The organism is Pseudomonas sp. Q11 (genome assembly GCF_024494355.1).
In the GTDB taxonomy this organism is placed as follows: Bacteria; Pseudomonadota; Gammaproteobacteria; order Pseudomonadales; family Pseudomonadaceae; genus Aquipseudomonas; species Aquipseudomonas hefeiensis.
Window position 1 is genome coordinate 167942 of record NZ_JAKNQY010000009.1, and the last position, 26336, is coordinate 194277.

The 26336-nt window shown below is 60.3% G+C and carries 22 protein-coding genes and 1 pseudogene; 13 read left to right on the forward strand and 10 right to left on the reverse strand.

Annotation, left to right across the window (positions count from 1 at the left end; genetic code table 11):
- Positions 1-6 precede the first annotated feature (6 nt).
- Positions 7-3351 carry a maltose alpha-D-glucosyltransferase gene (gene treS, locus MA884_RS12325; protein ID WP_256230794.1) on the reverse strand — a complete coding sequence of 1115 codons (3345 nt, stop codon included), beginning with the start codon at positions 3349-3351 and terminating at the stop codon, positions 7-9.
- A 203-nt stretch (positions 3352-3554) separates the two neighbouring features.
- Positions 3555-5552 (reverse strand): alpha-1,4-glucan--maltose-1-phosphate maltosyltransferase, encoded by a 1998-nt coding sequence (locus MA884_RS12330; RefSeq protein ID WP_256230795.1) that lies wholly within the window; start codon positions 5550-5552, stop codon positions 3555-3557.
- 220 nt (positions 5553-5772) lie between these two features.
- On the opposite strand from MA884_RS12330, the gene MA884_RS12335 reads away from it, so the two are divergent.
- A complete protein-coding gene (locus tag MA884_RS12335; RefSeq protein ID WP_214916769.1) occupies positions 5773-5937 on the forward strand; it encodes a hypothetical protein in 165 nt (54 codons plus the stop codon).
- Between the two features lie 145 nt (positions 5938-6082).
- Here MA884_RS12335 and MA884_RS12340 read toward each other — a convergent pair whose 3' ends face one another.
- A complete protein-coding gene (locus MA884_RS12340) occupies positions 6083-6583 on the reverse strand; it encodes an MgtC/SapB family protein (protein WP_256230796.1) in 501 nt (166 codons plus the stop codon).
- A gap of 136 nt (positions 6584-6719) precedes the next feature.
- Between MA884_RS12340 and MA884_RS12345 the strand changes: the two genes are divergently transcribed.
- The 3 genes from MA884_RS12345 (at position 6720) to mapR (ending at position 10193) form a co-directional block, all read left to right on the forward strand.
- Positions 6720-6956, forward strand: coding sequence for a DUF3203 family protein (locus MA884_RS12345; RefSeq protein WP_256230797.1), 237 nt, complete (start codon positions 6720-6722; stop codon positions 6954-6956).
- 313 nt (positions 6957-7269) lie between these two features.
- Complete coding sequence (ccoG, locus tag MA884_RS12350) at positions 7270-8682, forward strand: cytochrome c oxidase accessory protein CcoG (RefSeq protein WP_256230798.1); 1413 nt, start codon at positions 7270-7272, stop codon at positions 8680-8682.
- Positions 8683-8783: 101 nt separating this feature from the next.
- Positions 8784-10193, forward strand: coding sequence for a GntR family transcriptional regulator MpaR (gene mapR, locus MA884_RS12355; protein WP_256230799.1), 1410 nt, complete (start codon positions 8784-8786; stop codon positions 10191-10193).
- A 149-nt stretch (positions 10194-10342) separates the two neighbouring features.
- On the opposite strand, the gene MA884_RS12360 is transcribed toward mapR, so the two are convergent.
- Together MA884_RS12360 and MA884_RS12365 are read right to left on the reverse strand one after the other, a co-directional pair.
- Positions 10343-11089, reverse strand: a complete 747-nt coding sequence (locus MA884_RS12360; protein ID WP_256230800.1) for an SDR family oxidoreductase — start codon at positions 11087-11089, stop codon at positions 10343-10345.
- A gap of 90 nt (positions 11090-11179) precedes the next feature.
- Complete coding sequence (locus tag MA884_RS12365; RefSeq protein WP_256230801.1) at positions 11180-12058, reverse strand: Dyp-type peroxidase; 879 nt, start codon at positions 12056-12058, stop codon at positions 11180-11182.
- A 252-nt stretch (positions 12059-12310) separates the two neighbouring features.
- Between MA884_RS12365 and ampC the strand changes: the two genes are divergently transcribed.
- On the forward strand, positions 12311-13459 hold the full coding sequence (ampC, locus tag MA884_RS12370) for a class C beta-lactamase (RefSeq protein WP_256230802.1): 1149 nt from the start codon (positions 12311-12313) through the stop codon (positions 13457-13459).
- A gap of 67 nt (positions 13460-13526) precedes the next feature.
- On the opposite strand, the gene MA884_RS12375 is transcribed toward ampC, so the two are convergent.
- The 3 genes from MA884_RS12375 to MA884_RS12385 form a co-directional block, all read right to left on the reverse strand.
- Positions 13527-14066 (reverse strand): DUF4174 domain-containing protein, encoded by a 540-nt coding sequence (locus tag MA884_RS12375; protein ID WP_256230803.1) that lies wholly within the window; start codon positions 14064-14066, stop codon positions 13527-13529.
- Positions 14067-14346: 280 nt separating this feature from the next.
- Entirely contained in the window at positions 14347-15132 is a 786-nt protein-coding gene (locus tag MA884_RS12380; RefSeq protein ID WP_256230804.1) for a sulfite exporter TauE/SafE family protein, read from the reverse strand.
- 102 nt (positions 15133-15234) lie between these two features.
- Complete coding sequence (locus tag MA884_RS12385) at positions 15235-15984, reverse strand: hypothetical protein (protein WP_256230805.1); 750 nt, start codon at positions 15982-15984, stop codon at positions 15235-15237.
- 294 nt (positions 15985-16278) lie between these two features.
- On the opposite strand from MA884_RS12385, the gene MA884_RS12390 reads away from it, so the two are divergent.
- Both MA884_RS12390 and MA884_RS12395 read left to right on the forward strand, forming a co-directional pair.
- Positions 16279-17430 carry an aldose epimerase family protein gene (locus MA884_RS12390; protein WP_256230806.1) on the forward strand — a complete coding sequence of 384 codons (1152 nt, stop codon included), beginning with the start codon at positions 16279-16281 and terminating at the stop codon, positions 17428-17430.
- Positions 17431-17537: 107 nt separating this feature from the next.
- Positions 17538-18359: an aldo/keto reductase gene (locus MA884_RS12395; RefSeq protein WP_256230807.1), complete on the forward strand. Its 822-nt coding sequence runs from the start codon at positions 17538-17540 to the stop codon at positions 18357-18359.
- Positions 18360-18509: 150 nt separating this feature from the next.
- Here the strand turns inward: MA884_RS12395 and MA884_RS12400 are convergent, their stop codons facing one another.
- A complete protein-coding gene (locus tag MA884_RS12400; protein WP_256230808.1) occupies positions 18510-20873 on the reverse strand; it encodes a DNA polymerase II in 2364 nt (787 codons plus the stop codon).
- 300 nt (positions 20874-21173) lie between these two features.
- Here MA884_RS12400 and MA884_RS12405 point away from each other — a divergent pair, with 300 nt between their 5' ends.
- The 5 genes from MA884_RS12405 to MA884_RS12425 all read left to right on the forward strand — a co-directional run bounded on the left by MA884_RS12405 (position 21174) and on the right by MA884_RS12425 (position 25130).
- A complete protein-coding gene (locus tag MA884_RS12405) occupies positions 21174-21614 on the forward strand; it encodes a CBS domain-containing protein (protein ID WP_256230809.1) in 441 nt (146 codons plus the stop codon).
- Positions 21615-21684: 70 nt separating this feature from the next.
- The gene (locus tag MA884_RS12410; protein WP_256230810.1) at positions 21685-22281 is read left to right on the forward strand and encodes a paraquat-inducible protein A; all 597 of its coding nucleotides are present in this window, start codon (positions 21685-21687) and stop codon (positions 22279-22281) included.
- Complete coding sequence (locus MA884_RS12415; protein WP_256230811.1) at positions 22278-22937, forward strand: paraquat-inducible protein A; 660 nt, start codon at positions 22278-22280, stop codon at positions 22935-22937. Before MA884_RS12410 ends, MA884_RS12415 begins: the two co-directional genes overlap by 4 nt.
- Positions 22918-24576: an intermembrane transport protein PqiB gene (locus tag MA884_RS12420; RefSeq protein WP_256230812.1), complete on the forward strand. Its 1659-nt coding sequence runs from the start codon at positions 22918-22920 to the stop codon at positions 24574-24576. Before MA884_RS12415 ends, MA884_RS12420 begins: the two co-directional genes overlap by 20 nt.
- 17 nt (positions 24577-24593) lie before the next feature.
- Positions 24594-25130 (forward strand): membrane integrity-associated transporter subunit PqiC, encoded by a 537-nt coding sequence (locus MA884_RS12425; RefSeq protein ID WP_256230813.1) that lies wholly within the window; start codon positions 24594-24596, stop codon positions 25128-25130.
- 104 nt (positions 25131-25234) lie between these two features.
- On the opposite strand, the gene MA884_RS12430 is transcribed toward MA884_RS12425, so the two are convergent.
- Entirely contained in the window at positions 25235-25864 is a 630-nt protein-coding gene (locus tag MA884_RS12430) for a glutathione S-transferase family protein (RefSeq protein WP_256230814.1), read from the reverse strand.
- 261 nt (positions 25865-26125) lie between these two features.
- On the opposite strand from MA884_RS12430, the pseudogene MA884_RS12435 reads away from it, so the two are divergent.
- Positions 26126-26336: pseudogene (locus MA884_RS12435) on the forward strand (phage infection protein); the annotation flags it as partial.

Here is a 26336-nt window from a genome sequence, read left to right on the forward strand (position 1 = left end):
TCTCCACTAAATCGGTCCGGCTAAGTCGGAAAAGGGTTTCAGCCCGCTCAATAACCCGTACAGACCGTGCAATGGCACAGGCAGCCAGGCGGGGCGATTCTCGGCTTCATAGGCCACTTCATAGGCCGCCTTCTCCAGGCCGAACAACGCCAGTGCGGCGTCTTCGCCTTCAGCATCCTTCCACTCATGGGCAAGACTAGCTGCCGCCAGCCGATATGCCTCAACAAATGCCTGACGGGCCTCTTTCAAATAACGATCAGCCACCCTTTGTCGCGCCGCATCGGCGTCGGCGGTGCTGTCGACGTTGTTCAGGTGAATCGCCATGGCCGCCGCGTAATCGAAGGAGCGCAGCACACCACTGACGTCCTTGTACGGGCTGTGTTTGCCCCGGCGTTCATGCAGTGGCCGTGCCGGCTCGCCCTCGAAGTCGATCAGGTAGGCATCGCCCTTGATCACCAGCACCTGCCCCAGGTGCAGGTCGCCATGGACGCGGATGCGCAAGCCACCGACAGCCTTGCCGGCCAGTTCCTGGACGTGCGCAAGGACGGTTTTCTTGTGTTCCAGCAAGCGCGCAACCAGGCCTCGGTCCGCTTGATTCAATTGGCCCTGGTTCTGCTTGAGCAGACGCAAGGCGTTCTCTACCTGGGCGGCCACGTCCTTGCCGATGGCCTGGGCTTCCTTGGCATTGGTGGCCTGGGGCGCGAAGTCCGGGTCGTCGGTGGTCTGGGCCAGTACCTCGTGCATTTCCCCCAGGCGCTGGCCGAGCATGCCGGCGAAGTCCTTGAGTTCGCCCAAGGCGTTGTAGTGTTGCTCCTGCTCGGACACCGCATCGGCCAGCTCATCACGCAGAGCGCGTTCGAGGTTGTTCTGCGTCCATTCCCAAGCGTCGCCCTGATTGCTCAGATAACCCTGGGCGATCATCAGCAGCGCCTCTTCGCCCTCGCTGTCGCGGCGGATCACCGAACCCAGCAGCGGCGAAATGTTGCTGAAACCTGCGGCTGTCAGATAGGCGCTCATCTCCAGTTCCGGGTGTACGCCCGAAGCCACTTTACGGATCAGCTTGAGTACAAGACTGCCGCCCACCACCACTGAACTGTTGGACTGCTCGGCGGACAGGTAACGCACCTCCGGCTCGTCTCCCAGATTCAGTTCGGTCAGCCCTTCAGTCGGCTCGAAGCGCAACTCGCCCTCGGTGCATGGCAACACCGTAGCGGTCTGCATGCTTTGCAAAACGGCCCGCACGAAACTTTCCAGGCTGAACGCATCGGTGATCAAACCGACCTGGCGAACCCGGCGAACCCGGGACAGCGCCAATTGCTGCGGCAACGCCGCGCCCACCTGGTCCTCGGCCAGCAGACCGAACGGCAGTTGGTAACGCAGTGTCTGACCACCGCTGGTAACGTCGACTTCGCTCAGCAGCACCGGATGCTGCGGATCGCCGAAGCGCACGCCATAGACAATGTTGACCTTCTCGATCGCGCTGTCTTTGCCGGCGAACCAGCGACGGTTCTGCAGCCAGCTCGGCAGGATGGTTTGCTCCAGCGTGGTGCGCGACGGTGCTTCAAGCAGTTCTTCCAGGCGTTTTTTCAACACCAGGGTGGTGAAGTCCGGCAGGCTCTGGGCCGGCTCCACGTGCCAGCTTGGCATCTGGTTTTCCGTCGCCAGGGCAAACCAGTAGAAACCGTATGGCGGCAGGGTCAGCAGGAAATTCAGCTGGCCGATGGGTGGGAAGGCGTTTCCCCCCAGCATTTCCACCGGGACCATGCCGGCGTAGGTAGAGAGGTCCAGCTCAGCGGCCTGGGCGCTACGGGACACGTTGGCCACGCACAGGATGATTTCGTGCTTGCCATCGGGGCCTGTGTATTCGCGGGTGTAAGCCAGGATCCGTCGGTTGCTCGGTGACAGCATCTTCAGCGTGCCACGGCCAAAGGCCTTGGATTGCTTGCGCACCGCGAGCATTCGCCGGGTCCAGTTGAGCAATGAATGAGGGTCGCCGGCCTGGGTCTCGACGTTGACCGACTGGTAGCCGTATTGCGGGTCCATGATCGGCGGCAACACCAGGCTGGCCGGGTCGGCGCGGGAGAAACCACCGTTGCGGTCGATGGACCACTGCATCGGCGTGCGCACACCATCACGGTCGCCCAGGTAGATGTTGTCGCCCATGCCGATTTCATCGCCGTAGTACAAGGTCGGCGTACCGGGCATCGACAGCAGCAGGCTGTTGAGCAACTCGACACGGCGACGGTCGCGCTCCATCAGCGGAGCCAGACGTCGGCGAATCCCCAGGTTAATACGCGCCCGACGGTCGGCCGCGTAGTAATTCCACAGGTAGTCGCGCTCCTTGTCGGTGACCATCTCCAGGGTCAATTCATCGTGGTTGCGCAGGAAAATCGCCCATTGGCAATTGGCCGGAATTTCCGGGGTCTGCCGGAGAATGTCAGTGATGGGGAAGCGGTCTTCCTGGGCCAGCGCCATGTACATGCGCGGCATCAGCGGGAAGTGGAACGCCATGTGGCATTCGTCACCGTTCAAACCCTGGGCGTCGACATCGCCGAAGTACAGCTGGGTATCTTCCGGCCACTGGTTGGCTTCGGCCAACAGCATGCGGTCGGGGTAATTGGCATCGATCTCGGCACGGATCTGCTTGAGGACGTCGTGGGTCTCGGGCAGGTTCTCGTTGTTGGTACCGTCGCGCTCGATCAGGTACGGGATCGCATCCAGACGCAGACCGTCGATACCCATGTCCAGCCAGTAGCGCATCACCGACAGGACGGCTTTGATCACCTGGGGATTATCGAAGTTGAGGTCCGGCTGGTGGGAATAGAAGCGGTGCCAGAAGTATTGGCCGGCCACCGGATCCCAGGTCCAGTTGGATTTCTCGGTGTCGAGGAAAATGATCCGCGTGCCATCGTACTTGTGATCGTCGTCGGACCAGACGTAGAAATCCCGCGCCTTCGAACCCGGCTTGGCTTTGCGCGCGCGCTGGAACCACGGATGCTGGTCCGAGGTGTGGTTGATGACCAGCTCGGTGATCACTCGCAGATTGCGTTTGTGGGCTTCGGCGATGAAACGCCGCGCATCGGCCATGGTCCCGTAGTCCGGGCTGACGCCCCGGTATTCGGCGATGTCGTAACCGTCGTCGCGCCTGGGCGAAGGGTAGAACGGCAGCAGCCAGATGGTGTTGACGCCCAGATCGGCGATGTAGTCGAGCTTCGCGATCAACCCGGGAAAATCACCGATCCCGTCGTTATTGGAATCGAAATAGGATTTGACGTGGACCTGATAAATCACCGCGTCCTTGTACCAGAGCGGGTCTTTGATAAAAGTGGCAGACCGGGGTTTCTTCGCCATTTGCAACTCCTGAGAAATTCTGTAAAGCCGCTGAAACAGGCTTGTGAGGTCTTTTATGGGGCGAGGTCTATGTGTGGCGAGGGGATTTATCCTCACGTTGTGGGAGCAAAGCTTGCTCGCGATACAGGCGCCTCGATTCCCCTGAAGACCGCGTCAACTTCATCGCGGGCAAGCCTTGCTCCCACAGCCTTGCTCCCACAGCCTTACGCCACGCTGATCCGCCAGATTCCGAACGGTTGGTACGCCGGGTCGATGCGCATGAACTGGTACTTGCCGTACCAGGTCCAGCGATGCCCGCTCATCAAATCCTCGCCCTGGGTCTGGGCGTCGTCCGGAAGACCCATCTCCCACAGCGGCAACTCGAAATTGGCTTCCTGCGGGGTGTGCGGATCAAGACTCACCGCCACCAGGATGAAATTATTGCCGTCGGGGGTGCGCTTGCCGAAATACAGGATGTTGTCGTTCCAGGCGTTGTAGATCGTCAGGCCCAAGTGTGTATGCAACGCAGGGTTCTGCCGACGGATGCGGTTGAGCTGGGCGATTTCGGCAATGATGTTGCCGGGTGCGGTGAAGTCCCGGGGGCGGATCTCATACTTTTCCGAGTCGAGGTATTCCTCCTTGCCCGGCACCGGGGCCGATTCGCACAACTCAAACCCCGAATACATGCCCCACAGGCCAGAGCCCATGGTCGCCAGGGCCGCGCGGATCAGAAACCCGGCGCGCCCCGACTCATGGAGAAACGCCGGGTTGATGTCCGGCGTGTTGACGAAAAAATTCGGCCGGTAGCATTCGCGTAACGGCGATTCGTTGAGTTCGGTGAAATACGTCGCCAGCTCGGCCTTGGTATTACGCCAGGTGAAATAGGTGTAGCTCTGGGAATAACCGACCTTGCCCAAGCGTGCCATCATGGCCGGCGTGGTAAAGGCTTCGGCGAGGAACATCACTTCAGGGTGTTGGGCCCGCACATCGGCAATCAACCACTGCCAGAATGGCAACGGCTTGGTGTGGGGATTATCGACGCGAAAAATCTTCACGCCTTCATTGACCCAACCCACCACCACGTCCCGTAGCTCCAGCCACAGGCTGGGAATCGCGTCGGCGGCGTAGAAGTCGACGTTGACGATGTCCTGATATTTCTTCGGCGGGTTTTCCGCATATTTGATCGTGCCGTCCGGCCGCCAGCTGAACCAGCCTGGGTGCTGCTTGAGCCACGGGTGGTCCTGGGAACATTGGATGGCAAAGTCGAGGGCAATTTCCAGGCCGTGATCGGCCGCCGCCGACACCAAGCGCCGGAAATCCTCGCGAGAGCCCAACTGCGGGTGAATCGCTTCGTGACCGCCCTCCTCGCTCCCGATGGCGTAGGGGCTGCCCGGGTCGTCGGGGCCGGCGGTGAGGGAGTTGTTCGGGCCCTTGCGAAAGCTGCGACCGATGGGGTGAATCGGCGGGAAGTACAGCACATCGAAGCCCATGTCCTGGATCATCGCCAGACGCGAATGCACGTCATTGAAGGTGCCATGACGCTTGGGATCATCGGTGATCGAGCGGGGGAACAGTTCGTACCAGCTGGCGAACTCGGCCAACGTGCGTTCCACGTCCAGAGGGTATTGCGGGCTGATACTCAAGTAGGGCCGATGATCGGCCTGGGACATGAGAGCAGCACTGCGGGGCGCCAGGAATAATGCCACCTGCTCGGCTGGCAACAGGCCGGAAAGCTCATGGTGCAACGCGGTCAATTGCTCGCTCAGCTCACCTTCGCCGCGCTCGGCCGCCATCTGCACCTGATTACGCCCTTCCTGCAATTCCAGGCTGATGGGCACTCCGGCAGCAAATTTTTTCTCCAACTCATAGCGGAAACTGGCGAACTGATCGATCCAGGCCTCAATGCGGAACACATAAAAGCCTTGCTCAGGCACATTGAACTGGCCTTGCCAGCCGTTATTGCCCAACTCGGTCATAACCGCGCTGTTCCAGGACTCATCCTTCAACGCGCGCCAAAGGATATGCACGGCCAATTTGTCATGACCATCGGCGAACACTTTACTGGTCACCGTCACGTCCTGCCCGGCCACGGCCTTGGCGGCGAATTGCCCGCCATCGATGACCGGCATGGTGCTTTCAATTGCAATACGCGGCAGCAACAACGCCTGGGACAATGGCAATTGCGGGTTGTACGCCAGGTCAGTCGGGTGTTCAGCAGTCATCGAGCATCGCTCCTTTTACGCCCCATGGACGTTGTGGCGGTAAAGGCCCAGTAGTCCTTGAAATAATGGATCCCTGAAAAACTCACTTAAACTCCGAACCGAACCCACGGTTAAAAGTTCAGAGTGATTTGCCCCGATGGCTGCGGGATCAAACCAGGCGCAAGGTGGTCAACAAGGTTAAGCACGACTCAAGCCATGTGCGTCACGGAGACCCGTCCTGATGAATATTCCCATCCCGGCTGAAACACCGGATCCCAACATTGACGACCCCAACCTGCCACCGCCCGGTCCTGACCCCGAGCCGATTCCGGAGCAAGACCCGCCGCTTGATCCGCAGCCCCCTCTGGGCGACCCGCCGAGCGAGGCGCCGCCGGAGCGGGTTTGATTAACAGCCTAGTGGATAACAAAAACCTGTGGGAGCGGGCTTGCTCGCGAAAGCGGTGTGTCAGGCAAGGTTTCGTCGACTGACACACCGCTTTCGCGAGCAAGCGCTCCCACACTGGCTTATGTGTTCTGGCTGAAGATCGCTATCACGGCTTATCCTCCTTCTCCAGCGCCCGGACAATCAGCGGCATCACACTGAAGATCGCCAGTGCCAACACCGTACTGAGCACTGCGGTCGACTCGCGCCCTAGCCCGGCGGCGACGCCGATGGCGGCGGTCATCCACAGACCGGCGGCGGTGGTCAGGCCTTTTACGTGGCTTTCGTCACTGTCGTTGCCTTTGAGGATAGTGCCCGCGCCGAGAAAACCGATGCCGGCGATGACGCCTTGCACCACACGGCTCATGGCGTCGGCTTCGGAACCGGACATCTGCGGCACCAGCACAAACAGCGCCGCCCCCAGGGCCACCAGCATGTGCGTCCGAACCCCGGCGGCCTTGCCTTTGTGTTCACGTTCAAAGCCCAGGATGCCGCCCAACACCGCGGCCATCAGCAGGCGCACGGTTACCCGCGTCATCTGCTGCGCATCGGTGATATCAGCGAATTCCGATTGCAGGGTTATCCAGACTTCATGCCACCAGGCGTCCATGAACGGTCCTCTTTTCAGTCGATAAACGATGGACCGCAAGCCAAGCCAGAGGTGCGCCCGACCGCTGATCAGAAGCAACGAACCCTGGCTGCGGGCCGGCGCCTAACGTTCAGGATATCCAGAAGGAAACTTAACCATGAGTGTAAGTATCGATAGCAACCAAATCTGCTCCTTCGACACCGAGGAGATCAACGAACAACGGGCCGCCAGCGAGCTGACCATTATCACGGACTCGGAAAAAGCCATGTCAGCGGTGGATCTCAACGGTGGTCGGGTCTACATCACCGAGGCGCAAGCCGATGCCCTGACCGTGGCCGGGGCGGTCGATGGGCGTAAGAACCTCAAGGCGACTGATAGCGATTCGGTGATCTGAGTCTCTTTGGTCCCTTTGATTGAATAGAAAATCGTCGTCTGTGCAGAGAGGAGCCGTGTGGGAGCAAGCTTGCCCGCGATGAAAACAATGGGGTGTCTGTGGCACCGAGGAGCCTGTATCGCGAGCAAGCTTTGCTCCCACACGGCTCCTCACCACGGGGATTTGCTCGTCTGATCCTGGATGCATCAAAGTGTCGCAGGGTCAGCGTCTCAGGGCATCTGATCCGGTTTTTATCTAGATACCTGAGTCTGTTATGAAAACAGTTCGATGGTCATAGTGCACCGGCCAGTTACAGGCTGAGGAGCGACCGACCATGAGCGAAAGAATCCCCGTCCAGTTGATACAGCACTTCGATCCCGCGCCGACGAAGATAAAGGCCCGGACCACCGATAACCTGATCCACACCCGCAGCTTTACCGGTTTGTTTCGCACCTTGCGCATCAGCGGTGCAGGGCTTCTGTTCTTGCTGTTTTTCGGCACCGTATGGCTGAACTGGGGCGACCGCCAGGCGGTGCTTTGGGACCTCGCCGAAAGCAAATTCCACATTTTCGGCGCAACCTTCTGGCCCCAGGATTTCATCCTGCTGTCGGCACTGCTGATCATCGCCGCCTTCGGCCTGTTTGCGATCACCGTGTTTGCCGGTCGGGTATGGTGCGGCTACACCTGCCCGCAAAGTTCCTGGACCTGGATCTTCATGTGGTGCGAGAAAATCACCGAGGGCGAACGCCACCAGCGGATCAAGCTGCAAGCGGCGCCCTGGACCTTGAACAAGCTGCTGCGGCGCTCGGCCAAACATGCGTTATGGCTGGCTATCAGCCTGCTCACCGGATTGACCTTCGTCGGTTATTTCACGCCGATCCGTCCTCTGGCCGAAGAGCTTCTGACCCTGCAAATAGCCGGTGTCAGTCTGTTCTGGGTGCTGTTCTTTACCGGTGCCACCTACCTCAACGCTGGCTGGCTGCGTGAGGCGGTGTGCATGCACATGTGTCCCTATGCACGGTTTCAGAGCGTGATGTTCGACAAAGACACCCTGACCATTTCCTATGACACGACCCGTGGCGAAATCCGTGGCCCGCGCAAGCGCGAAGTGAACCCGGCCAATCTGGGCTTGGGCGATTGCATCGATTGCCAGATGTGCGTGCAGGTTTGCCCCACCGGCATCGACATTCGCGACGGCCTGCAAATGGAGTGCATCGGGTGCGCCGCCTGCATCGATGCCTGCGACTCGATCATGGACAAGATGGGTTATGCCCGTGGCCTGATCAAGTACACCTCTGAACATCAACTGCAAGGCGGCAGGACTCACCTGCTGCGACCGCGGTTGATCGGTTATACCGCCGTGCTGCTGGTGATGATCGGGGCGTTGGCCGTGGCGCTGGTAGAACGCCCCATGGTCTCACTGGACGTGACCAAGGACCGTGGCCTGTTCAGCGAGAATAGCCTGGGCCAGATCGAGAACATCTACAGCCTGAAAATCATCAACAAAACCCAGCAGCGCCAGGATTATCAGTTGTCCCTGGCGGACGCCGAGGGCTTTGTCCTGCAGGGTAGAACGCAATTGAGCCTGGCGCCGGGGGAAATTCTCGATGTTCCGGTGTCGGTGGCAATGCTCAGCGAACGGCCCCGCAGCGGTTCCCGGGAGATGATCTTCAAGGTGGCCGACAGTGACGAGCCTGAAACCTTCAGTGAGGCCACCAGCCGCTTTGTGGCGCCGATAAATCGTTGAGGCTTAAGATGCCAAACTTTTGTGGGAGCAAGCTTTGCTCCCACGGGCTCTCCCACAGTTTAAAAAACGCAAATCATGTGTCACTCAAGACCGGGCCCACCATGAAACGCTACGAGAAATTCGCCGATGACATCGCTGAACTGATCCGCTCCGGCGTGCTGGGGCCAGGACAGCGCGTGCCATCGGTGCGTTATGCCAGCCAGACCTACGGCGTCAGCCCGTCCACAGTGTTCCAGGCTTATTACCTGCTGGAGCGACGTGGCCTGATCCGGGCCCGGCCGCGCTCCGGTTACTTCGTCAACGCCCACGCACCCAATCCGTTCGCGGAGCCGGTGATCAGCACCCAGGTGCACGACAGCACCGAAGTCGACGTCAGCGAGCTGGTGTTTTCGGTGCTGGACTCGATCAAGGATCCGGCCACCGTACCGTTCGGTTCGGCGTTCCCCAGCCCGACCCTGTTTCCCCTGCAACGACTGTCCCGCTCGCTCTCCAGTGCAACGCGGGATATGGACCCTCGTGTGGTGGTCACGGACATGTCGCCGGGCAATCCGCAATTGCGCCGGCAGATCGCCCTGCGCTACATGGTCGGCGGGCTGATGCTGCCCATGGAGGAACTGCTGGTCACCAACGGCGCCCTGGAAGCCTTGAACCTGTGCCTGCAAGCCGTCACCGAGCCCGGCGACCTGGTGGCAATCGAGGCGCCGGCGTTCTACGCCAGCCTGCAAGTGCTGGAGCGGCTCAAGCTCAAGGCGGTGGAAATCCCCGTGCACCCGCGCGACGGCATTGATCTGGACGTATTGGAGCAGACGTTGGAGCGCCACCCGATCAAAGCGTGCTGGTGCATGACCAGTTTCCAGAATCCCATGGGCGCGACCATGCCCGAGGAAAGAAAACAGGCGCTGGTGGAGTTGTTACGCCGTCATCAGGTACCGCTGATCGAGGACGACGTTTACGCAGAACTCTATTACGGCCAGCAGGCACCCAAGCCGGCCAAGGCGTTCGACACCGAAGGGTTGGTGATGCACTGTGGCTCGTTCGCCAAGAGCCTGGCGCCGGGTTATCGCATCGGCTGGGTCGCCGCCGGGCGTTACGCACAAAAGATCGAACGGCTCAAACTCATGACGTCGCTGTGCGCCTCGATGCCGGCCCAGGCGGCCATCGCCGACTACCTGCAACACGGTGGTTATGATCGTCACCTGCGCAAACTGCGCTACGCCCTGGAAGAACAGCAAAGCGCCATGCTCGCAGCCATCGCCCGTTACTTCCCCGCGCAGACCCGCGTCAGCCAGCCGGCGGGGGGGTATTTCCTGTGGCTGGAACTGCCCGAGCAGATGGACTCGCTGAAACTGTTCCAGATGGCCTTGGCCCAGGGCATCAGCATCGCCCCAGGGCCGATTTTTTCACCGACCCGGCGTTTCGGCAATTGCATCCGTTTGAACTATGGCAGCCCGTGGACCGAAGGGTCAGAGAAGGCGATGGAGACGTTGGGGCGGATTATTCGGTCGTTTTGATATTGGGTTGTCTGTTATTGCCCCATCGCGAGCAGGCTCGCTCCCACAGTGGGTTTGCGGCGAGACGAATATCTCAGCTACTTAGCAGATCTCTGTGGGAGCGAGCCTGCTCGCGATGGCGGCAGAACAGACAACTTATATTTCAGAGCTCAGCGCCCGCCCCCCAAATCCACAAACGTCCCGGTCGCATACGAAGCCTTGTCCGACAGCAACCAGATAATCGCTTCAGCCACTTCATCGGGACGGCCGCCACGGGCCATGGGAATTGCCGACTCCAGCTTGCTGACCCGGTCCGGGTCACCGCTAAGGGCATGGAAATCAGTGTAGATATAACCTGGGCGAACCGCATTGACGCGGATGCCTTCCCCGGCCACTTCCTTGGCCAGGCCAATGGTGAAGGTGTCCAGCGCGCCCTTGGAGGCCGCGTAGTCGACATACTCTCCCGGCGAGCCCAGGCGGGCGGCCACCGAGGAGACGTTCACAATACTGCCCCCCTGCCCGCCATGCCTGGGCGACATGCGCAGTACCGCGTGCTTGGCGCAGAGAATCGGCCCCAGGACGTTGGTCTTCATGATCTTGAGAATGCGAAACTCGGACATTTCGTCGAGCCGGGACTTGTGGGCGACCGTGCCGGCGTTGTTCACCAAAGCGGTGACACGACCCAACTCAGCGTCCACACGGTCGAACAGCGCGACCACTTCATCTTCGATGCTCACATCCGCCCGCACGGCAATCGCCTGTGCACCCTTGGCCCGGACCTGTCCAAGCACATCCTGCGCGGCGCCTTCATCAGACTGGTAATTGATGCAGATCCGATAGCCCAGGTCGGCAGCCAACAGCGCCGTGGCCGCCCCAATCCCGCGGCCGCCACCGGTGATGACGATGACTTTATCCACGTTCGCTCTCCCCATTCCACGGATAGACGTCCGGCCCAAGAATAGCGTTCACGCTGTACTTTTGCACAAGCCGTTGCGCTTGCGCTGGATTCAGCGGGCCAAAGCCCGTAGATCCAGACGCCCGTCCAGCAACGGCGGGCACCAGTAGTAGCCTCCCGTAATCGGCCGGCTCATGCGATACAGACCGTCGGTGATGCCGTCCTCCAGGCCGCTCATGCGCCGCAGTTGAGCCTCGAAGGCGTCGAGGGAAAAGCCGAACGCCAGGAACATCAGGCCAGCGCGATCCCCTTCAATCCACGGCATGGAGCGGCGCACGACGAAGGCTTCTGGTGCGAAGCTTTCCTGGGCTGTGCGTTTGACGTGGGCCGACTCCGGTGCATCGTCGATTTCCTCGTTGTCGCTCAGGCGCCGGCCCATGATGTTGTCACGCTCATGGGGCTGCATGGCGGCAAAGCCGTCCAGATCGTGCTGCCATTGCTGGATCGCCGCGAAACTGCCGCCGCGCACCCCATCGACACCCTGGGCCAGGGCGGCGGCGATGGCCGCTTCATCGTGAGGATTCTCAGTGCCGTCTTCATAACCGGTCAGGTCATGGCCGGTCATGTGGCGGAAGGTTTCGTTCATCTGCACCAGGCGCAACGCCGGGGCCAGAGCGGCCTCGATGGCGCGGCTGCGGTGCAGCAGCTCGCCACGGTCTTCGCCGTGTAGCCAGCACCACAGCGCGTGCTGGGTCGAAGGGTTGTCCACGCCCACCCCGGCCAGGGCCGGAAACGCCCGCAGGCCTTCGACCTGCGCACCCAGCGCCTGGACCAGCGACTCGCCAAGGCCGATCACTACTCGCTCATCGAGTTGCAACAAAAGCTTATCGATCGCAGCCGGCAGCGCCTCGACCGATTCCAGGGCAAAAAACAAGTGACGGGCCTGAGGCGGAACAGGGGTGGCGAGAATGCCGGGCTGGTAGTAGCTCATGTGGACTCCTTTAGAAAGAGCGCAAGTTTACCCGGCGACCGGTGGTTTGTGTGGTTTGCCATGAGGCCGTTGAATGCCCGGACGCTAAAGATTTTCGTAGGAAGTATCTTGCAACCCGGTCAGATGACTCGGAACCCGGTTCGGACCGCAAGGCCCACGATTGCCGGACAACCGAAAACTCCCTAGATTGAGTGCCCCGAAGCTGCTTGCAGAGCGGCTGGCATCATCAGGACTCATGGAGAACGGTCAGACATGCACATTGCCAAATCGATACTCAAGGGCGCTTTTTTCCTGGCCTGTGGAACGACAACGGGCTTTGCTCAGGAACGCGTTGAAGACACCGTCAATGCCGTCATCCAGCCCTTGATGAAACAACAGGACATCGCCGGCATGGCCGTGGCAATCACTCACAACGGTGAACGTCGTTACTTCAATTACGGGGTGGCCTCCAAGGACACGAAGCAGGCAGTGACCGACCAGACGCTGTTCGAAATCGGCTCGGTCAGCAAGACCTTCACCGCTACCCTCGGTGCCTATGCCCAAGCCCAAGGCAAGCTGTCCCTGTCGGACCCGGCCGGTCGCTTCGCCCCCGAGCTGAGCGGCAGCGCCCTGCAAGGCATCAGCCTGCTCAACCTTGCCACCTACACGCCGGGAGGCCTGCCTTTGCAGTTTCCTGGCGAAGCGGACCATCCGGACCGGATGTTCGATTACTACAAGACCTGGAAACCACTCTACCCGGTCGGTACCCAGCGGCTCTATTCAAACCCGAGCATCGGCCTGTTCGGCTACCTGGCCGCCCGTAGCCTGGGGCGACCGTTTGATGATGTGATGGAACAGACACTGATGCCGGGATTGGGTCTCAAGCACAGTTATGTGCGGGTGCCCAAGGATCAGTTGAACCGATACGCCCAAGGCTACGCAAAGGACGGCAAGCCTGTACGGGTCGGACCGGGAGCGCTCGACTCCGAAGCCTATGGCGTGAAAACCAGTTCATCGGACTTGCTTCGCTTCATCGAGGCTAACCTGCGGCCCGAAAAGCTGGACGCCGATCTGCGGCAGGCCATCGCCACGACGCACACCGGGTTCTACAAAGCCAGTGGCATGACCCAGGGATTGGGTTGGGAGTTCTACCCTTACCCAGTCACGCTTGACGCGTTATTGGCCGGTAATGCACCGCAAATGGCGCTGATGCCACAAAAAGTGGAACCGCTCAACCCACCCTTGCCCGCACCGGACAATAGCTGGATCAACAAGACCGGCTCGACCGGTGGCTTTGGTGCCTATGCGGCATTCGTACCAGGAAAGGCTATGGGGATCGTGATACTGGCAAACAAAAACTACCCGATTGAGGAGCGGGTGAAGGCGGCGCACAAAATCCTGACGGCGCTGGAGAAACAATAGGCTACGCAAATCTTTGTGGCGAGGGAGCTTGTTCCCTCGCCACAAAGGGATCTCATCGCCTGCCCGGTCAATCCTCCAGCGGTTTCGGCTCAGCCATCGGTTTGCCCGCCTTGGCGCCCTTCACATCCTTGGCCGGTGCGGCTTCAGACGCGGGAGTCGGGGTTGGCGCCGCCGCTTGCTGTTCTGCCGAAGGCAGTTTATCGACGGTGTCGAAGATGTCCTTCAGCTCAATCGCCCCTGAGTGCTCAAGCTTCTTTTCTCCGTCCTTGCCCACCAGGATGATCTTGGTCTGGGCACCGGCTCCCAACTTGAGTGAACGGATCAGCGCCATGGTGCTTTGCGGGTCCAGGTCTTTACCGTCGCGCTGCCCCATCGTGTTGAGTACGGTGTAAAGCACCATGTTGCGCTCGGAAAAGCCCTGCTTGCCTGCCGGTTCCGTCAGTGCTTTTTTCAGGCTGACCCAAGCAGGGTCGACAGTGCTGGGCGCGATGACAATCAAAGGACGGGATTTGCCCTCGTCCGCCGCCAAGGGTGAGTCGCCATCAGCGGCGAACAAGGGACCGGCAACGGCCAGCAAGGTAGCGAAGGTCAACGACCGAATGAGCATGCGCCTCTCCTTTTGATATCTACGCTGTACTGATTGCGCATGGCGGCGATTGTTCCGCGACAGTCGCCCAATACCGCGCCTGCCTGCCTTGAAGCTTAGGCCAGAGGGGTCATTGCGCAACCGTGGCGTGGGAGATGAGCCATTTCGTTACAGGAGTCGTGCACAACTTATGTGGGAGCGAGCCTGCTCGCGATGGCGCACAGTCAGTCAAGCAGATGTTCTGCTGTACCGGCCTCATCGCGAGCAGGCTCGCTCCCACATTGATTGGTGCGGAGGTTAGTTAGAACGCCAACTTGAACCCGATCATCGCCAGCATCACTGCCAGGCATGGGCGCAGCACCTCATCGGAAATGCGCCCCGACAAATGACTGCCCAGATAGATGCCCGGCAACGAGCCGACCAGCAGGTAACCCAGGATGTGCCAGTCCATGTTGCCCATGCTGGCGTGGCCCAGGCCGGCGACCAGGGTCAGTGGCACCGCGTGGGCGATTTCAGTGCCCACCAGGCGCTTGGTGACCAGCAATGGATAGAGAATGAACAGTGCGACGGTGCCCAGCGCGCCAGCGCCAATGGAGGTCAGCGCAACCATGACGCCCAGGACCAGGCCAGTGACGACAGTGAGCACATTGAGCCGCGAGCCGGTGGGATTGTAGTGGCCGCCCGCACGATCATGGGCAAATTGCAGAAGGCGCTTCTTGAACAGGATCGCCAGGGCAGTAGCGAACAGCACAAAACCCAGGGCTTGCTTGATTACCGCGTTCATGGCGTCGGGCGAACTGTGCAGGCTGCTGAGAAACCACAGCGTCAACCCAACCGCCGGTACGCTGCCCAAGGTCAGCCAGCCGGTGATGGCCCAATCGATGTTGCGGTTTTTGGCGTGAACCAGGACACCGCCGGACTTGGTTATCGCTGCGTACAGCAGATCCGTACCCACTGCGGTTGCAGGGTTGATACCAAACCACAACAGAATGGGAGTCATCAGCGAACCGCCGCCCACGCCGGTCATCCCGACGATGAAGCCGACGACCAAGCCCGCTATGACTAAACCGACATTACCGAAATCCATTGAGCGCGACCGCATGAAATAAAATCTGGTCGCGAGCATAGCGATTTTTCTTATAACCACCTATATCGATGTGATCTATCTTTATTCCTTTTACTCCTCACGTTACTGAACCGGCAGGAAGTTAAGAAAGAGCAAACTCTGGGCGTAGTTCAGACCGATCCGCCGGTAGCGCTCGTCCAGCATTTGGGTGAGCAGGTCCAGGCGCGCAACGATTTTCCCGAACTCCACGGCGAAGCTGAGATTACTGCCCTCCTCCGAAATCTCGTTGGAAAACAGCAGCGGCTTACCGTCCTTGTCCTGTCGTTGGCTCAGTATCCAGGTGGCTTTTTCGATATTGCGCGCCGCGTTGCTGACAAAACGCGGATCGATGGCGTCGGTCATGTAGAACTCGAGGCGATTGCCATGGGCCGTGACCAGCATGCTGCCAATGGCGTAGATGAACGCCCCCACCCGGTCACCCAGGAACTCCGGGCTCATGGCATAGCTCAGGGCGGCCAGGTCCTTCTTGCCGCCCAAGGTCGGCAACGGTTGTTGCTGCTCGATGGCCAGGCGTACCTGCTTTTCAGCGGCACGGGCGTCGAGAAATCCGGACTTGCGCAACTCTTCGGGATTGCGCAGATAAAGCTTGTTCATCAATAGATAGAGGCTTTGCAGGTTGTCGTGCATCGACAGCGTGGCCATGCGATCAACGCTGGTCTGCAACAGTTCCTGGGGCCTGGTGTTGCTGAACTGAGCGACCATGTCCTGCCCCTGCTGATGACTGCAACCGCCGCCAAGCAACATCAACACGCCAGCCAACAGCGCTGAACAGCGACGTCGCGACACCATCACGAAATGAAAAACACCGGCCATCGAGTCTCGGTCTGGGCTTGGGGAGGCGGTGGGGGTCGCCGCTTCCTGGCCATGGATAGAGCGGCAAAAAACGTAAAAGTGCGATGGACGAGGGAAAACCACACAGACGGAAAGATTCGCTCCATTCAATTAGTATGACTTTTTAATTGATTAATCGTGATTAATGGCTATATATCCCTTCTAGTCTTTCAAATAGAAAGACTACTAATCGGATAAACCTTCATCGCTGTCCGACTAAACACCGGACTCGACCCGCGTTCCACACAACAACAAGACAGGAAGGAAGGTCACACCATGCTTGAATCCAGACATCTGCTCACGGCTCTCGGAGTGTCTCTGATGATCGCCACGTCCGCTTCCCAGGCCGCAGGCCTGAGCAATGAACGCGCAGCGTTCGGCAAGACCAACGACGGTACCGCCGTGGAAAAATTCGTATTGCGCAACAGCCACGGCATGGAGGCCACTGTCATCACGTACGGCGGGATCCTCCAGTCATTGATCGTGCCGGACAAGAACGGCATGACCGCCGATGTGGTGCTGGGTTTCGACGATGTGCAGGGTTACCAGAAGAACGGCAACGTGTATTTCGGTGCGACCATTGGCCGCTTCGGCAATCGCCTGGCTGACGGTGCGTTCGAGCTGGACGGCAAGCGTTACCAAGTGCCGCAGAACGACAAGAGCAACTCCCTGCACGGCGGACCGCTAGGGTTCGACAAGCGCGCCTGGAAAGCCGAACCCCATGACGGCAAGGATTCGGTGGGCGTGACGCTGACTTACTTGTCGGCGGATGGCGAGATGGGTTTCCCTGGCGCACTGAAGACAGATGTCACCTACAGCCTCAACGAAAAGAATGAATTGCGCATCGAGTACCAGGCCACCACCGACAAACCCACGGTGCTGAACCTGACCAACCACAGCTATTTCAACCTCGCCGGCGCCGGGAACGGCGACATACTGAAACAGGTTGCCACGCTGCACGCCGCCCATTACACACCGGTTACCGGCAAACTCATCCCCACCGGTGAGCTGGCTCCGGTGGCCGGTACGCCGATGGACTTCACCAAGCCCACCGCCATCGGCACCCATATCAAGGCTGATCACCCACAGCTCAAATTCGCCGAACCCAAACAGGGTGGTTTCGATTTCAACTGGGCGCTTGACGCCAAGGGCGACGTGAGCAAACTGGCCGCTGAGGTCTACGACCCACAGTCCGGACGGCGCTTGCAGCTCTACACCACCGAGCCTGGCGTGCAGTTCTATACCAGCAACTTTCTCGACGGCACGGTCAAGGGCAAGCACGGCAAGGTGTATCCACACTGGGGCGCGTTCACCTTGGAAACCCAACACTACCCCGACTCGCCAAACCAGCCGAACTTCCCGTCGACCCGGCTTGACCCCGGCCAGACCTACACCCAGACCATGGTGTTGAAGTTCTCCGCGCAATAAACCCTTCCACGAAAAGATCGTTCCCACGCGGTTGGGAACGATCAACGTTGAACACCTGGTCTATCCTGCTGCCACACGTCTAACGTTCGAGCAAACAGGAGGTAGGCATGAGGACTCTGGAATTGGCCGGCGAAGCCGTACCGGTGATCGGCCAGGGCACCTGGCGCATGGGCGAGGATCCGTCCTGTCACAAGAAAGAAGTAGCGGCCCTGCGCTTGGGCATCGAATTGGGCATGACGCTGATCGACACGGCTGAGATGTACGCCGAAGGCGGCGCGGAAGAAGTCGTTGGCGAAGCGATCACCGGCCTGCGGGACCAGGTTTTTCTGGTGAGCAAAGTCTACCCCCACAATGCCAGCCGCAAAGGCATTGCGCTTGCCTGCGAACGCAGTTTGCGGCGCCTGGACACCCACTACATCGACCTTTATCTGCTGCATTGGCGCGGGCAATACCCACTGGAAGAAACCGTCGAAGCGTTCGAACGGCTGCGCGAAGAAGGCAAGATCGGCCGCTGGGGTGTGTCGAACTTTGATGTCGCGGACCTTGAAGAACTGGCTTCACCGGCCTGCGCCACCAACCAGGTGCTGTACAACCTGCAGGAGCGCGGCATCGAATTCGACCTGCTGCCCTGGTGCCAACAGCAACGCATGCCAGTCATGGCTTACTGCCCGATCGGCCAGGGCGGGCAACTGCTCAAGGACCACACCTTGGGGCAGATCGCCGAACGCCACGGCGCAACCCCAGCGCAGATCGCACTGGCCTGGCTGTTGCGCCAGGACAATGTCATTGCCATTCCCAAAGCCGTTCAGACTGAACATGTGCGCCTGAACGCCGAAGCGGCCAATCTGAAGCTCGCCCCCCAGGATCTGGCGGCGCTGGACTTGATGTTCCCGCAACCCGAGGGCAAGCAGCGGTTGGCGATGGTCTAGTTCTCACGAGCAAAGCGCTTTTTTGTGGCGAGGGTGCTTGCTCCCGCTGGGGCGCGTAGCGGCCCCTTCTGGCGATTGCTGCGCAACCGAGCGGGAGCAAGCTCCCTCGCCACAAAAGCAACCGGCCTGCAGCAACTAATGCCGCAGCCGTTAAAACAAGCCCATTTGCCCCCCCACCAGGGTCGAGAAATCGTCATCGACAAACGGCAGGATCGCATCCGCCACCGGTTGCAGCTGTTTGGTCACGTAATGGTCGTAATCGATCGGTGCGCTGCGGATTTCCAGCGGTTCGGGGCCGGCGACGGTAATCACGTAGCTGATCCACCCGCCGTTCTGGTATTGCCGCGCGCGGCCCTGGCGCAGGTTGAACTCGTCGGCCAGCCGCGCGGCCCGCACGTGGGGCGGTACGTTACGTTCGTAGTCCTCCAGAGGCCGGCGCAGGCGCTTGCGGTAGACCAGGCGGTCATCGAACGCTCCGGCCAGGGTCTGGTGCACATAATCGCGCACATAATCCTGATAAGGCTTGCGGTGGAAAATCCGCCCGTACAGCTCCTGCTGGAACTGCCGGGCCAGCGGCGACCAGTCGGTGCGCACGGTTTCCAGGCCTTTGTAGACGATCTCATCGGTGCCGTCGGCGCGGGTTACCAGCCCGGCGTAGCGTTTCTTGCTGCCCTCCTCCGCGCCACGAATGGTGGGCATCAGAAAGCGTTTGAAATGGGTTTCGAACTGCAACTCCAGCGCGCTCTCCAGCCCGAACTCGTCCCGTACATGTTCGCGCCACCACTGATTGACGTAACTCACCAGTTCGTGGCCAATGGTCGCCGCCTCTTCCTGGCCGTGGGCCCGGCGTAGCCAGACGAACGTGGAGTCGGTATCACCGTAAATCACCACATGCCCCCGGGCTTCGAGCAACTGTCGGGTGCGTTGCATGATCTGGTGACCCCGCAGCGTGATGGATGACGCCAGCCGCGGATCGAAGAAGCGACAACCACTGGAACCGAGCACGCCATAGAAGGCGTTCATGATGATTTTCAGTGCCTGGGACAGCGGTGCATTGTGTTCACGCTTGGCGGTTTCCCGGCCTTCGGCCACCCGCGCCACGATGGCCGGCAGGCAATGCCGCGTGCGGGAGAACTGTGCCCCGCGAAAGCCGGGTACCGCCTGGCTTTCGTCCGGGTGGCGCAGGCCTTCGATCAAGCCCACCGGGTCGATCAGGAAAGTGCGGATGATCGACGGATACAGGCTCTTGTAGTCCAGCACCAGCACCGACTCGTAGAGCCCCGGCTGGGAATCCATGACAAAACCACCCGGACTGGCCTCGGGCGGACGTTGGCCAAGGTTCGGCGCGACGAAACCCTGGCGGTGCATCAGCGGCATGTACAAGTGCGTGAAGGCCGCCACCGAACCACCGCTGCGGTCCGCCGGCAGGCCCGTGACGCTGGCCCGCTCCAGCAGGAACTTGAGCAGTTCGGTCTTGGCGAAGATCCGCGTCACCAGCTCACAGTCCTTGAGGTTGTAGCGGGCCAGGGCCGGTTTGTCCTCGGCAAACATGCGGTTGATCTCGTCCATGCGCTGGTAGGGATTGTCGATGGATTTGCCCTCTCCCAACAGCGTCTGGGCGACATTTTCCAGGCTGAACGAAGGGAAGCTCCAGGTTGCCGAGCGCAGCGACTCAATGCCGTCGATGATCAGCCGGCCCGCCGCCGAGGCGAAAAAGTGATTGTTGCGCGCACCATGCTCGCGCCACTGCATCTCCTCCCCGCCTCGCCCCAGGCGTAGCGGCACGGCCAGGCGCCGGGCGTGCTCATGCAACACGCGCAAATCGAACTGCACCAGGTTCCAGCCAATGATCGCGTCGGGATCGAACCGAGCAAACCAATCGTTGAGTTTCTTCAGCAGCAAGGTGCGCGATTCACAGTACTCAAGTTGGAAATCCACACCTGTATCGTCGCCATTGGGCGGGCCAAGCATATACACCTGACGCTCGCCACAGCCTTCAAGGGCAATGGAATACAAATCGCCCTGGGCGGTGGTTTCGATGTCCAGCGATACCAGGCGCAATGGCGGACGATATTCGGGGGCCGGTTTCATCTGGACGTCCAGCAGCAGGCCGCCAGAGGCCTTCGTGCCACCGAACCAGACCGGCGCGGTGATGAAACGCTCCATCAGGTAGCGTTCCGGCGGGCGGATGTCGGCCTCGAACACGTCTACGCCGGCACGGCGCAAGGTGGTCTCCAGGCGCATCAACTGCGCGTGTTGCCGGCAATACAGGCCCAGCACCGGGCGATGCTCGAAATCCAGCAGGTCCAGGGGACGCAGTTCTACGTCTTTCTCCCCTTGCAACAAGGCCTCGACCTGGCCGCGCTGAATCTGTGGCACGAACGCCACCGACGGCTGAACCGGCAGACGCAGGCGGCGGGGGCCGGCGTCGGTCGCCAGCCAGAATTCGACTTCGGTGCCGGCCGGAGTATCGCGCCAATGCCGGGTCAGGACAAAGCCCTGCTGTAAATCCACCGCTGCAACCTCGAATTTTGCGTGAGACGCGATTCTACCTGTGACGAGGGGATTTATCTGTGGGAGCAAGGCTTGCCCGCGATGAAGACGACGCGGTCTCCCAGGGAAACGAGGCGCCCGCATCGCGGGCAAGCCTTGCTCCAACATCCCCTCGCCCCAACAGTGTATGGCCTCACTTTGGTGGTGAATTCACCGGCAATGACGCTTTTGGACGACTGACTGCCGCTTTACCGCTTGCTCTGCGCCGTTGGGTCTACGATTCTTAAACCACCCGCAAAAAACAACACCCGAGGCTTCCCCATGAAAACCGTCGCGCAGTTGCTCCGGATCAAAGACGAAAAAAACCAGCAAGTGCACACCATCTCACCGGACGACATGGTGCTGCAGGCGCTGATGCGCATGGCCGAAAAAAACGTCGGCGCCTTGCTGGTGGTGAAGAACGGCGAAGTGCTGGGGATCATCAGTGAGCGCGACTACGCACGCAAAATGGTCTTGCATGGCCGCTCTTCAGTGGGCACGAAAGTGGGCGACATCATGGTCTCGCCCGTGATCACGATAGACCCCCACCAGAATGTCGAAACCTGCCTGAGCATCATGACCGAAAAACATCTGCGGCACTTACCGGTGGTAGAGGACGGCAAGCTCGTCGGCCTGCTGTCCATCGGCGATCTGGTCAAGGAAGCGATTGCCGAGCAGGCGGACCTGATCCGACAACTGGAGCAATACATTCGCGGCGAATGACCCGTTCGGGCGGGTTGCTCAATCTCAACCGCCTTCTATATTGAAGGAGTTGTTCCTGCCGAGCATCCCGATGGCCGATACCGACCGACTGATCATTTGCGAACATTGTGATGCGGTGTACGAACCGATAGTGCTCGCTGCGCATCAGAAAGCCTCGTGCGTGCGATGTGGCGCCGTAATCCAGCGCTACAACGGCCTGACCATTGAACAGCGCCTGGCCTTGAGCGTGACGGCAGCAGTGTTGTGGGCCTTCGCCAACATCTATCCGGTGATGAGCATCCGCCTCCAGGGCCTGAGCAACAGCGCTACGCTGTGGGACTCAATCGTGGCCCTGAGCCAGGGCCCCATCACCTTCATCGCCCTGGTGGCCGCGGTGGCGATCATCATTGCACCCGTCTTTCAGTTGGTATTGCTGATCTGGGTGCTGGCCTACGCCTACACCAACCAACGGGCGCCCGGGTTCAACCTGTGCATGCGCGGCCTGGAAACGCTACGGCCATGGAGCATGCTGGAGGTATGCCTGTTGGGTGCGCTGGTGGCGGTGATCAAGCTCGCCGGGCTGCTGGACGTGCTGCCGGGCATCGGCCTGTTCGCCCTGGCCGCCCTGAGCCTGCTGATGATCCGCATCGCCGGGCGCGATGTGCGCGATTTGTGGGGCGACTCATGAACCGCGAGCCGTTGCCCCTCCCGCCCTTGGCGCGTGACCTGAACCTGTGCCTGTGCCACAGCTGCGGCCTGGCCTGTGACATGAGCGACGAACCCGAGACCTGCTCCCGCTGCGACGCCCCGTTGCACCGACGAAAACCCAACACCCTCACCCGTACCTGGGCCTACATGCTGGCCGCGTTGGTGTTCTACATTCCGGCCAACCTGCTGCCGGTGATGAATACCCAGATGCTCGGGGATGGCGCCGACAGCACCATCATCAGTGGTGTCATCGAATTCTGGCAGGGCGGCGCCTGGGACATCGCCCTGATCATTTTCATCGCCAGTATCGCGGTGCCAGGCATTAAGTTCGTGGTGCTGACCTTGCTGCTGGTCACCGTGCAGCGGCGCAGCACCTGGGCCCAGGTTCAGCGGGCGAAACTGTATCGACTGGTGGAAGTCATCGGCTACTGGTCGATGCTCGACGTGCTGGTAGTGGCGCTGGTGGCGGCGTTGGTGAAGTTCCAGGCACTGAGCGATATTGAACCGCGTCCGGGCATCCTGTTCTTCGGCCTCGTAGTGTTGTTCACCATGCTGTCGGCCATGAGTTTCGACCCACGCCTGATCTGGGACACCCAACCACCCGAGGAGGTCATGGATGAAGTCGCAAGCCACTGACGGGCAGCAACCCGCACCAGGTCGCGCCCACGTCACCAGCCGCCGCTGGACGGTGTCGCTGGTATGGATAGTGCCGATCATCGCGGTGCTGGTAGGGCTGTCCCTGGTGGTCAACAACTGGCTGCAGGAAGGTCCGACCATCACCATCACCTTCAAGACCGGCCAGGGCCTGACCGCCAACAAGACACCGGTGAAATATCGCAACGTAGTCATCGGCCAGGTCACCGACGTGCAGTTGAGCGACGACCAGAAGAACGTCACCGCCACGGTCAAGCTGGCCAAGACGGCGGATACGTTCACTCACGAGGACTCGGTGTTCTGGGTCGTACGACCGCGCATCGGGGCCGGTGGTATTTCCGGAATCGACACCCTGCTGTCAGGGGATTTCATCGGGGCCGACGCCGGTCAATCGAAAGTTCGAGCAAAGTCCTTTATCGGCCTGGAGGCCCCACCGCCGATCACCTACGGTGAACCGGGCAAGCGCTTCACCCTGCATTCCCAGGACCTCGGTTCACTGGACATCGGCTCGCCGGTATACCTGCGCAAGATTCCGGTGGGCCAGGTGGTGTCCTATGCGCTGGATGCTGATGGCAAAGGGGTCAACATCGACGTATTCGTCAATGCGCCCAACGATGTCTACGTCACCGAAAACACCCGGTTCTGGAACGTCAGCGGCGTGGACGTGAACGTCGGCGCCAACGGTTTCGCGGTCAAGACCGAATCACTCTCGGCGCTGTTGGTGGGCGGCATCGCGTTCCGGGCACCGGAATACAGCCCCAACGATAGCCCCGCCACCGAAGACAAGACGTTCGAGCTGTTTACCGACCAGCAGAGCGCCCTGGCCCCGCCTGATGGCAAGGCTCAATACCTGGCTTTACGTTTCGATCAGGCATTGCGCGGATTGCGGGTCGGAGCGCCGGTCGAATTCCTGGGCGTCGAGGTGGGCAGGGTCGTGGCCATCAACCTGGATTTCGACGAGAAGCAGCGCAGTTTCCCGGTCAATGTCGGCGTGGTGTTCTACCCTCAGCGCCTGGGCAAAGCCCATGAAAAACTGCTCAAGGCGCTCAATCACAACCCGGATGACGAAGCTGCCGGTGCCCGCCTGATCGGCAGCTTCGTCGAACGCGGCCTGCGTGCCCAGGCCCGCAGCGGCAACCTGCTGACCGGGCAGTTGTACATCTCGCTGGACTTCTACCCAAAGGCCGAAAAAGTTGCTTTCGACGCCAACGCCCGCCCCGTCCGTATACCGACCATCCCGGGCAGTCTCCAGCAACTGCAGGAACAACTTCAGGCGATGGTCGAGCGGATCAACAAACTGCCCCTGGAAAGCGTTGCCAGCAACTTGAACGGCAACCTGGTGGAATTGCGCAAAGGCCTGGCCCAGTTCAACAGCAAGACTCTGCCAAGCGTGCAAAACACTTTGCAGGACGTGAGCAAGACCCTGCAATCGGCCAACTCGACCCTGGCCGAAGATTCACCGCAACGCGAACAACTGACCCAGACCCTGGACGATCTTGGGCGCATGTCGCGTTCGCTACGTGAGCTGTCCGACTACCTGAGCCGCCATCCCGAATCACTGCTTCGCGGCCGCCCCAAGGATGCACCGGCGCAGAACCTCACATTGCCGGTGAAAGAATGACCACAGGAGCACGCCCCATGCCGCAGATGCTGAAACTCCCCCTGGTTGCCTTGGCACTGCTGCTTGCTGCCTGCCGCGGCGATCCGATTCAGTACCACACCCTGAGCCCCGCTCAACCTGCCGGCCAGCCACGCACGAACGTGGACATCCAGCTCGAGCAGGTGAGCGTTCCACCTCAAGTGGACCGTGCACAAATGGTCATTCGCCAAGGCAACAGCGGGCTGGCGATTCTTGAAACGCAATGGTGGGGCGCCAGTCTGGCCGATGAACTGCACAGCAGCCTGGAAGAACAACTGAGCAACCCCGGGGCACCGAAGTTATTGCTGCGATTGGATGTACAGCGCTTCGATTCGATTCCCGGCCAATATGCCCGCATGGACGTGCAATGGCGCCTGCGCGACCTGGGCAACGAAGCCCGTACCCTGACCTGCCGTAACAGCCTGCAAACGCCGGCGGGGAGCGGCATCGACGAATTGGTGGCAGCTCATCAGCAAAATGTCCGGCAATTTGTCGGCCTCGTTGAGCAAGCCGCCACCAAAATGGCATGCCCTTGACCCGCAGGAGCTGCCAAAGGCTCGGACGCGTTCGGACAATCTTCAGGCTCTGACCTTTCGTTTGCTACTCAGAAAAATCGCAGCCTCGCTCCGCTCGACAGCTCCTACAAGGGCCAGTGCAGCGACAGCACCGGCGCAATACGTGGATGGTGGTCGATACGCTCCAGCAGCCCGTAGAATTCAGGCCGGGTACTTCGCATCGCCTCCCGCGTGTCTTCCCACTTCGTGACCACTGCGGCCAGGATATCCAGCGCTCCCGGCTCGGCACCGCTGAGAAAAGGTTGAGGCGCAAACTGGTCGGCAAACAGCGCCCAGTTGCGATATAGCCGCTGCTTGGTGCCCGATATCAATTGCTGCCGAGTCGCTTCGTCCGCGTCGACCAGCCAGCGCTCTGGAAAATCGATGATGCCGATGGGCGTGTAGCAATTGGCGACGATATAGACCAGGCCTCGTATGGCTTGCGCACGCTGGGCCGGAGCGTCCGGCAGCAACTTCGATTCAGGAAAAGCCAGCCCGAGGTGAATCAGAATTGCCGCGGCTTCGGTCAGTACCGAACCGTCCGGCAATTGCAAGGTCGGGACCTGTTTTTGAGGGTTCAGTGCCTTGAGCTCTTTCGCCGCCTCGTTGTTTTCGGTCGAATACGCATCGACACGGCGATAAGGCACGCCACACAGGCACAGGGCGATCTCCACAGCCGAGGAGCCCGATTGCCTGTAACCGAATAGCTGATACATGAACTTGCCTCCTGCACTTGGGGTAGCCGGTAGAACCCGCAAGCCGACCAGTGTTCCACCCGGCAGACGACACGCACTCTCCATGGACACGAGCCTGCTCGCAATGCCGATGAATCAATCAACATCGATATTGGCTGATAGCAGGCCAACGAGTTATCACCGCCATCGATATTCACCATCAGGCCAATGAAGTTCTCTTGATAGTCACCCCGCGCAACAATGGCTCCACACCAACCCACTGCATCCCCGGAGCACACCATCATGAAACGCCAAATCATCCTCAGCCTCGCTTTCTCGGTACTGGCAGCCAACGCATTCGCCGCCTCCTCCCATCCGATCGTTGCCGAAGGTGGCTCTGATCGACTGATCGAAAAACGTGTTGCCGAAGGCGGCTCTGATCGCCTGATCCAGAACCGCGTTGCCGAAGGTGGCTCCGATCGTCTGCAACAGAATCGTGTTGCTGAAGGTGGTT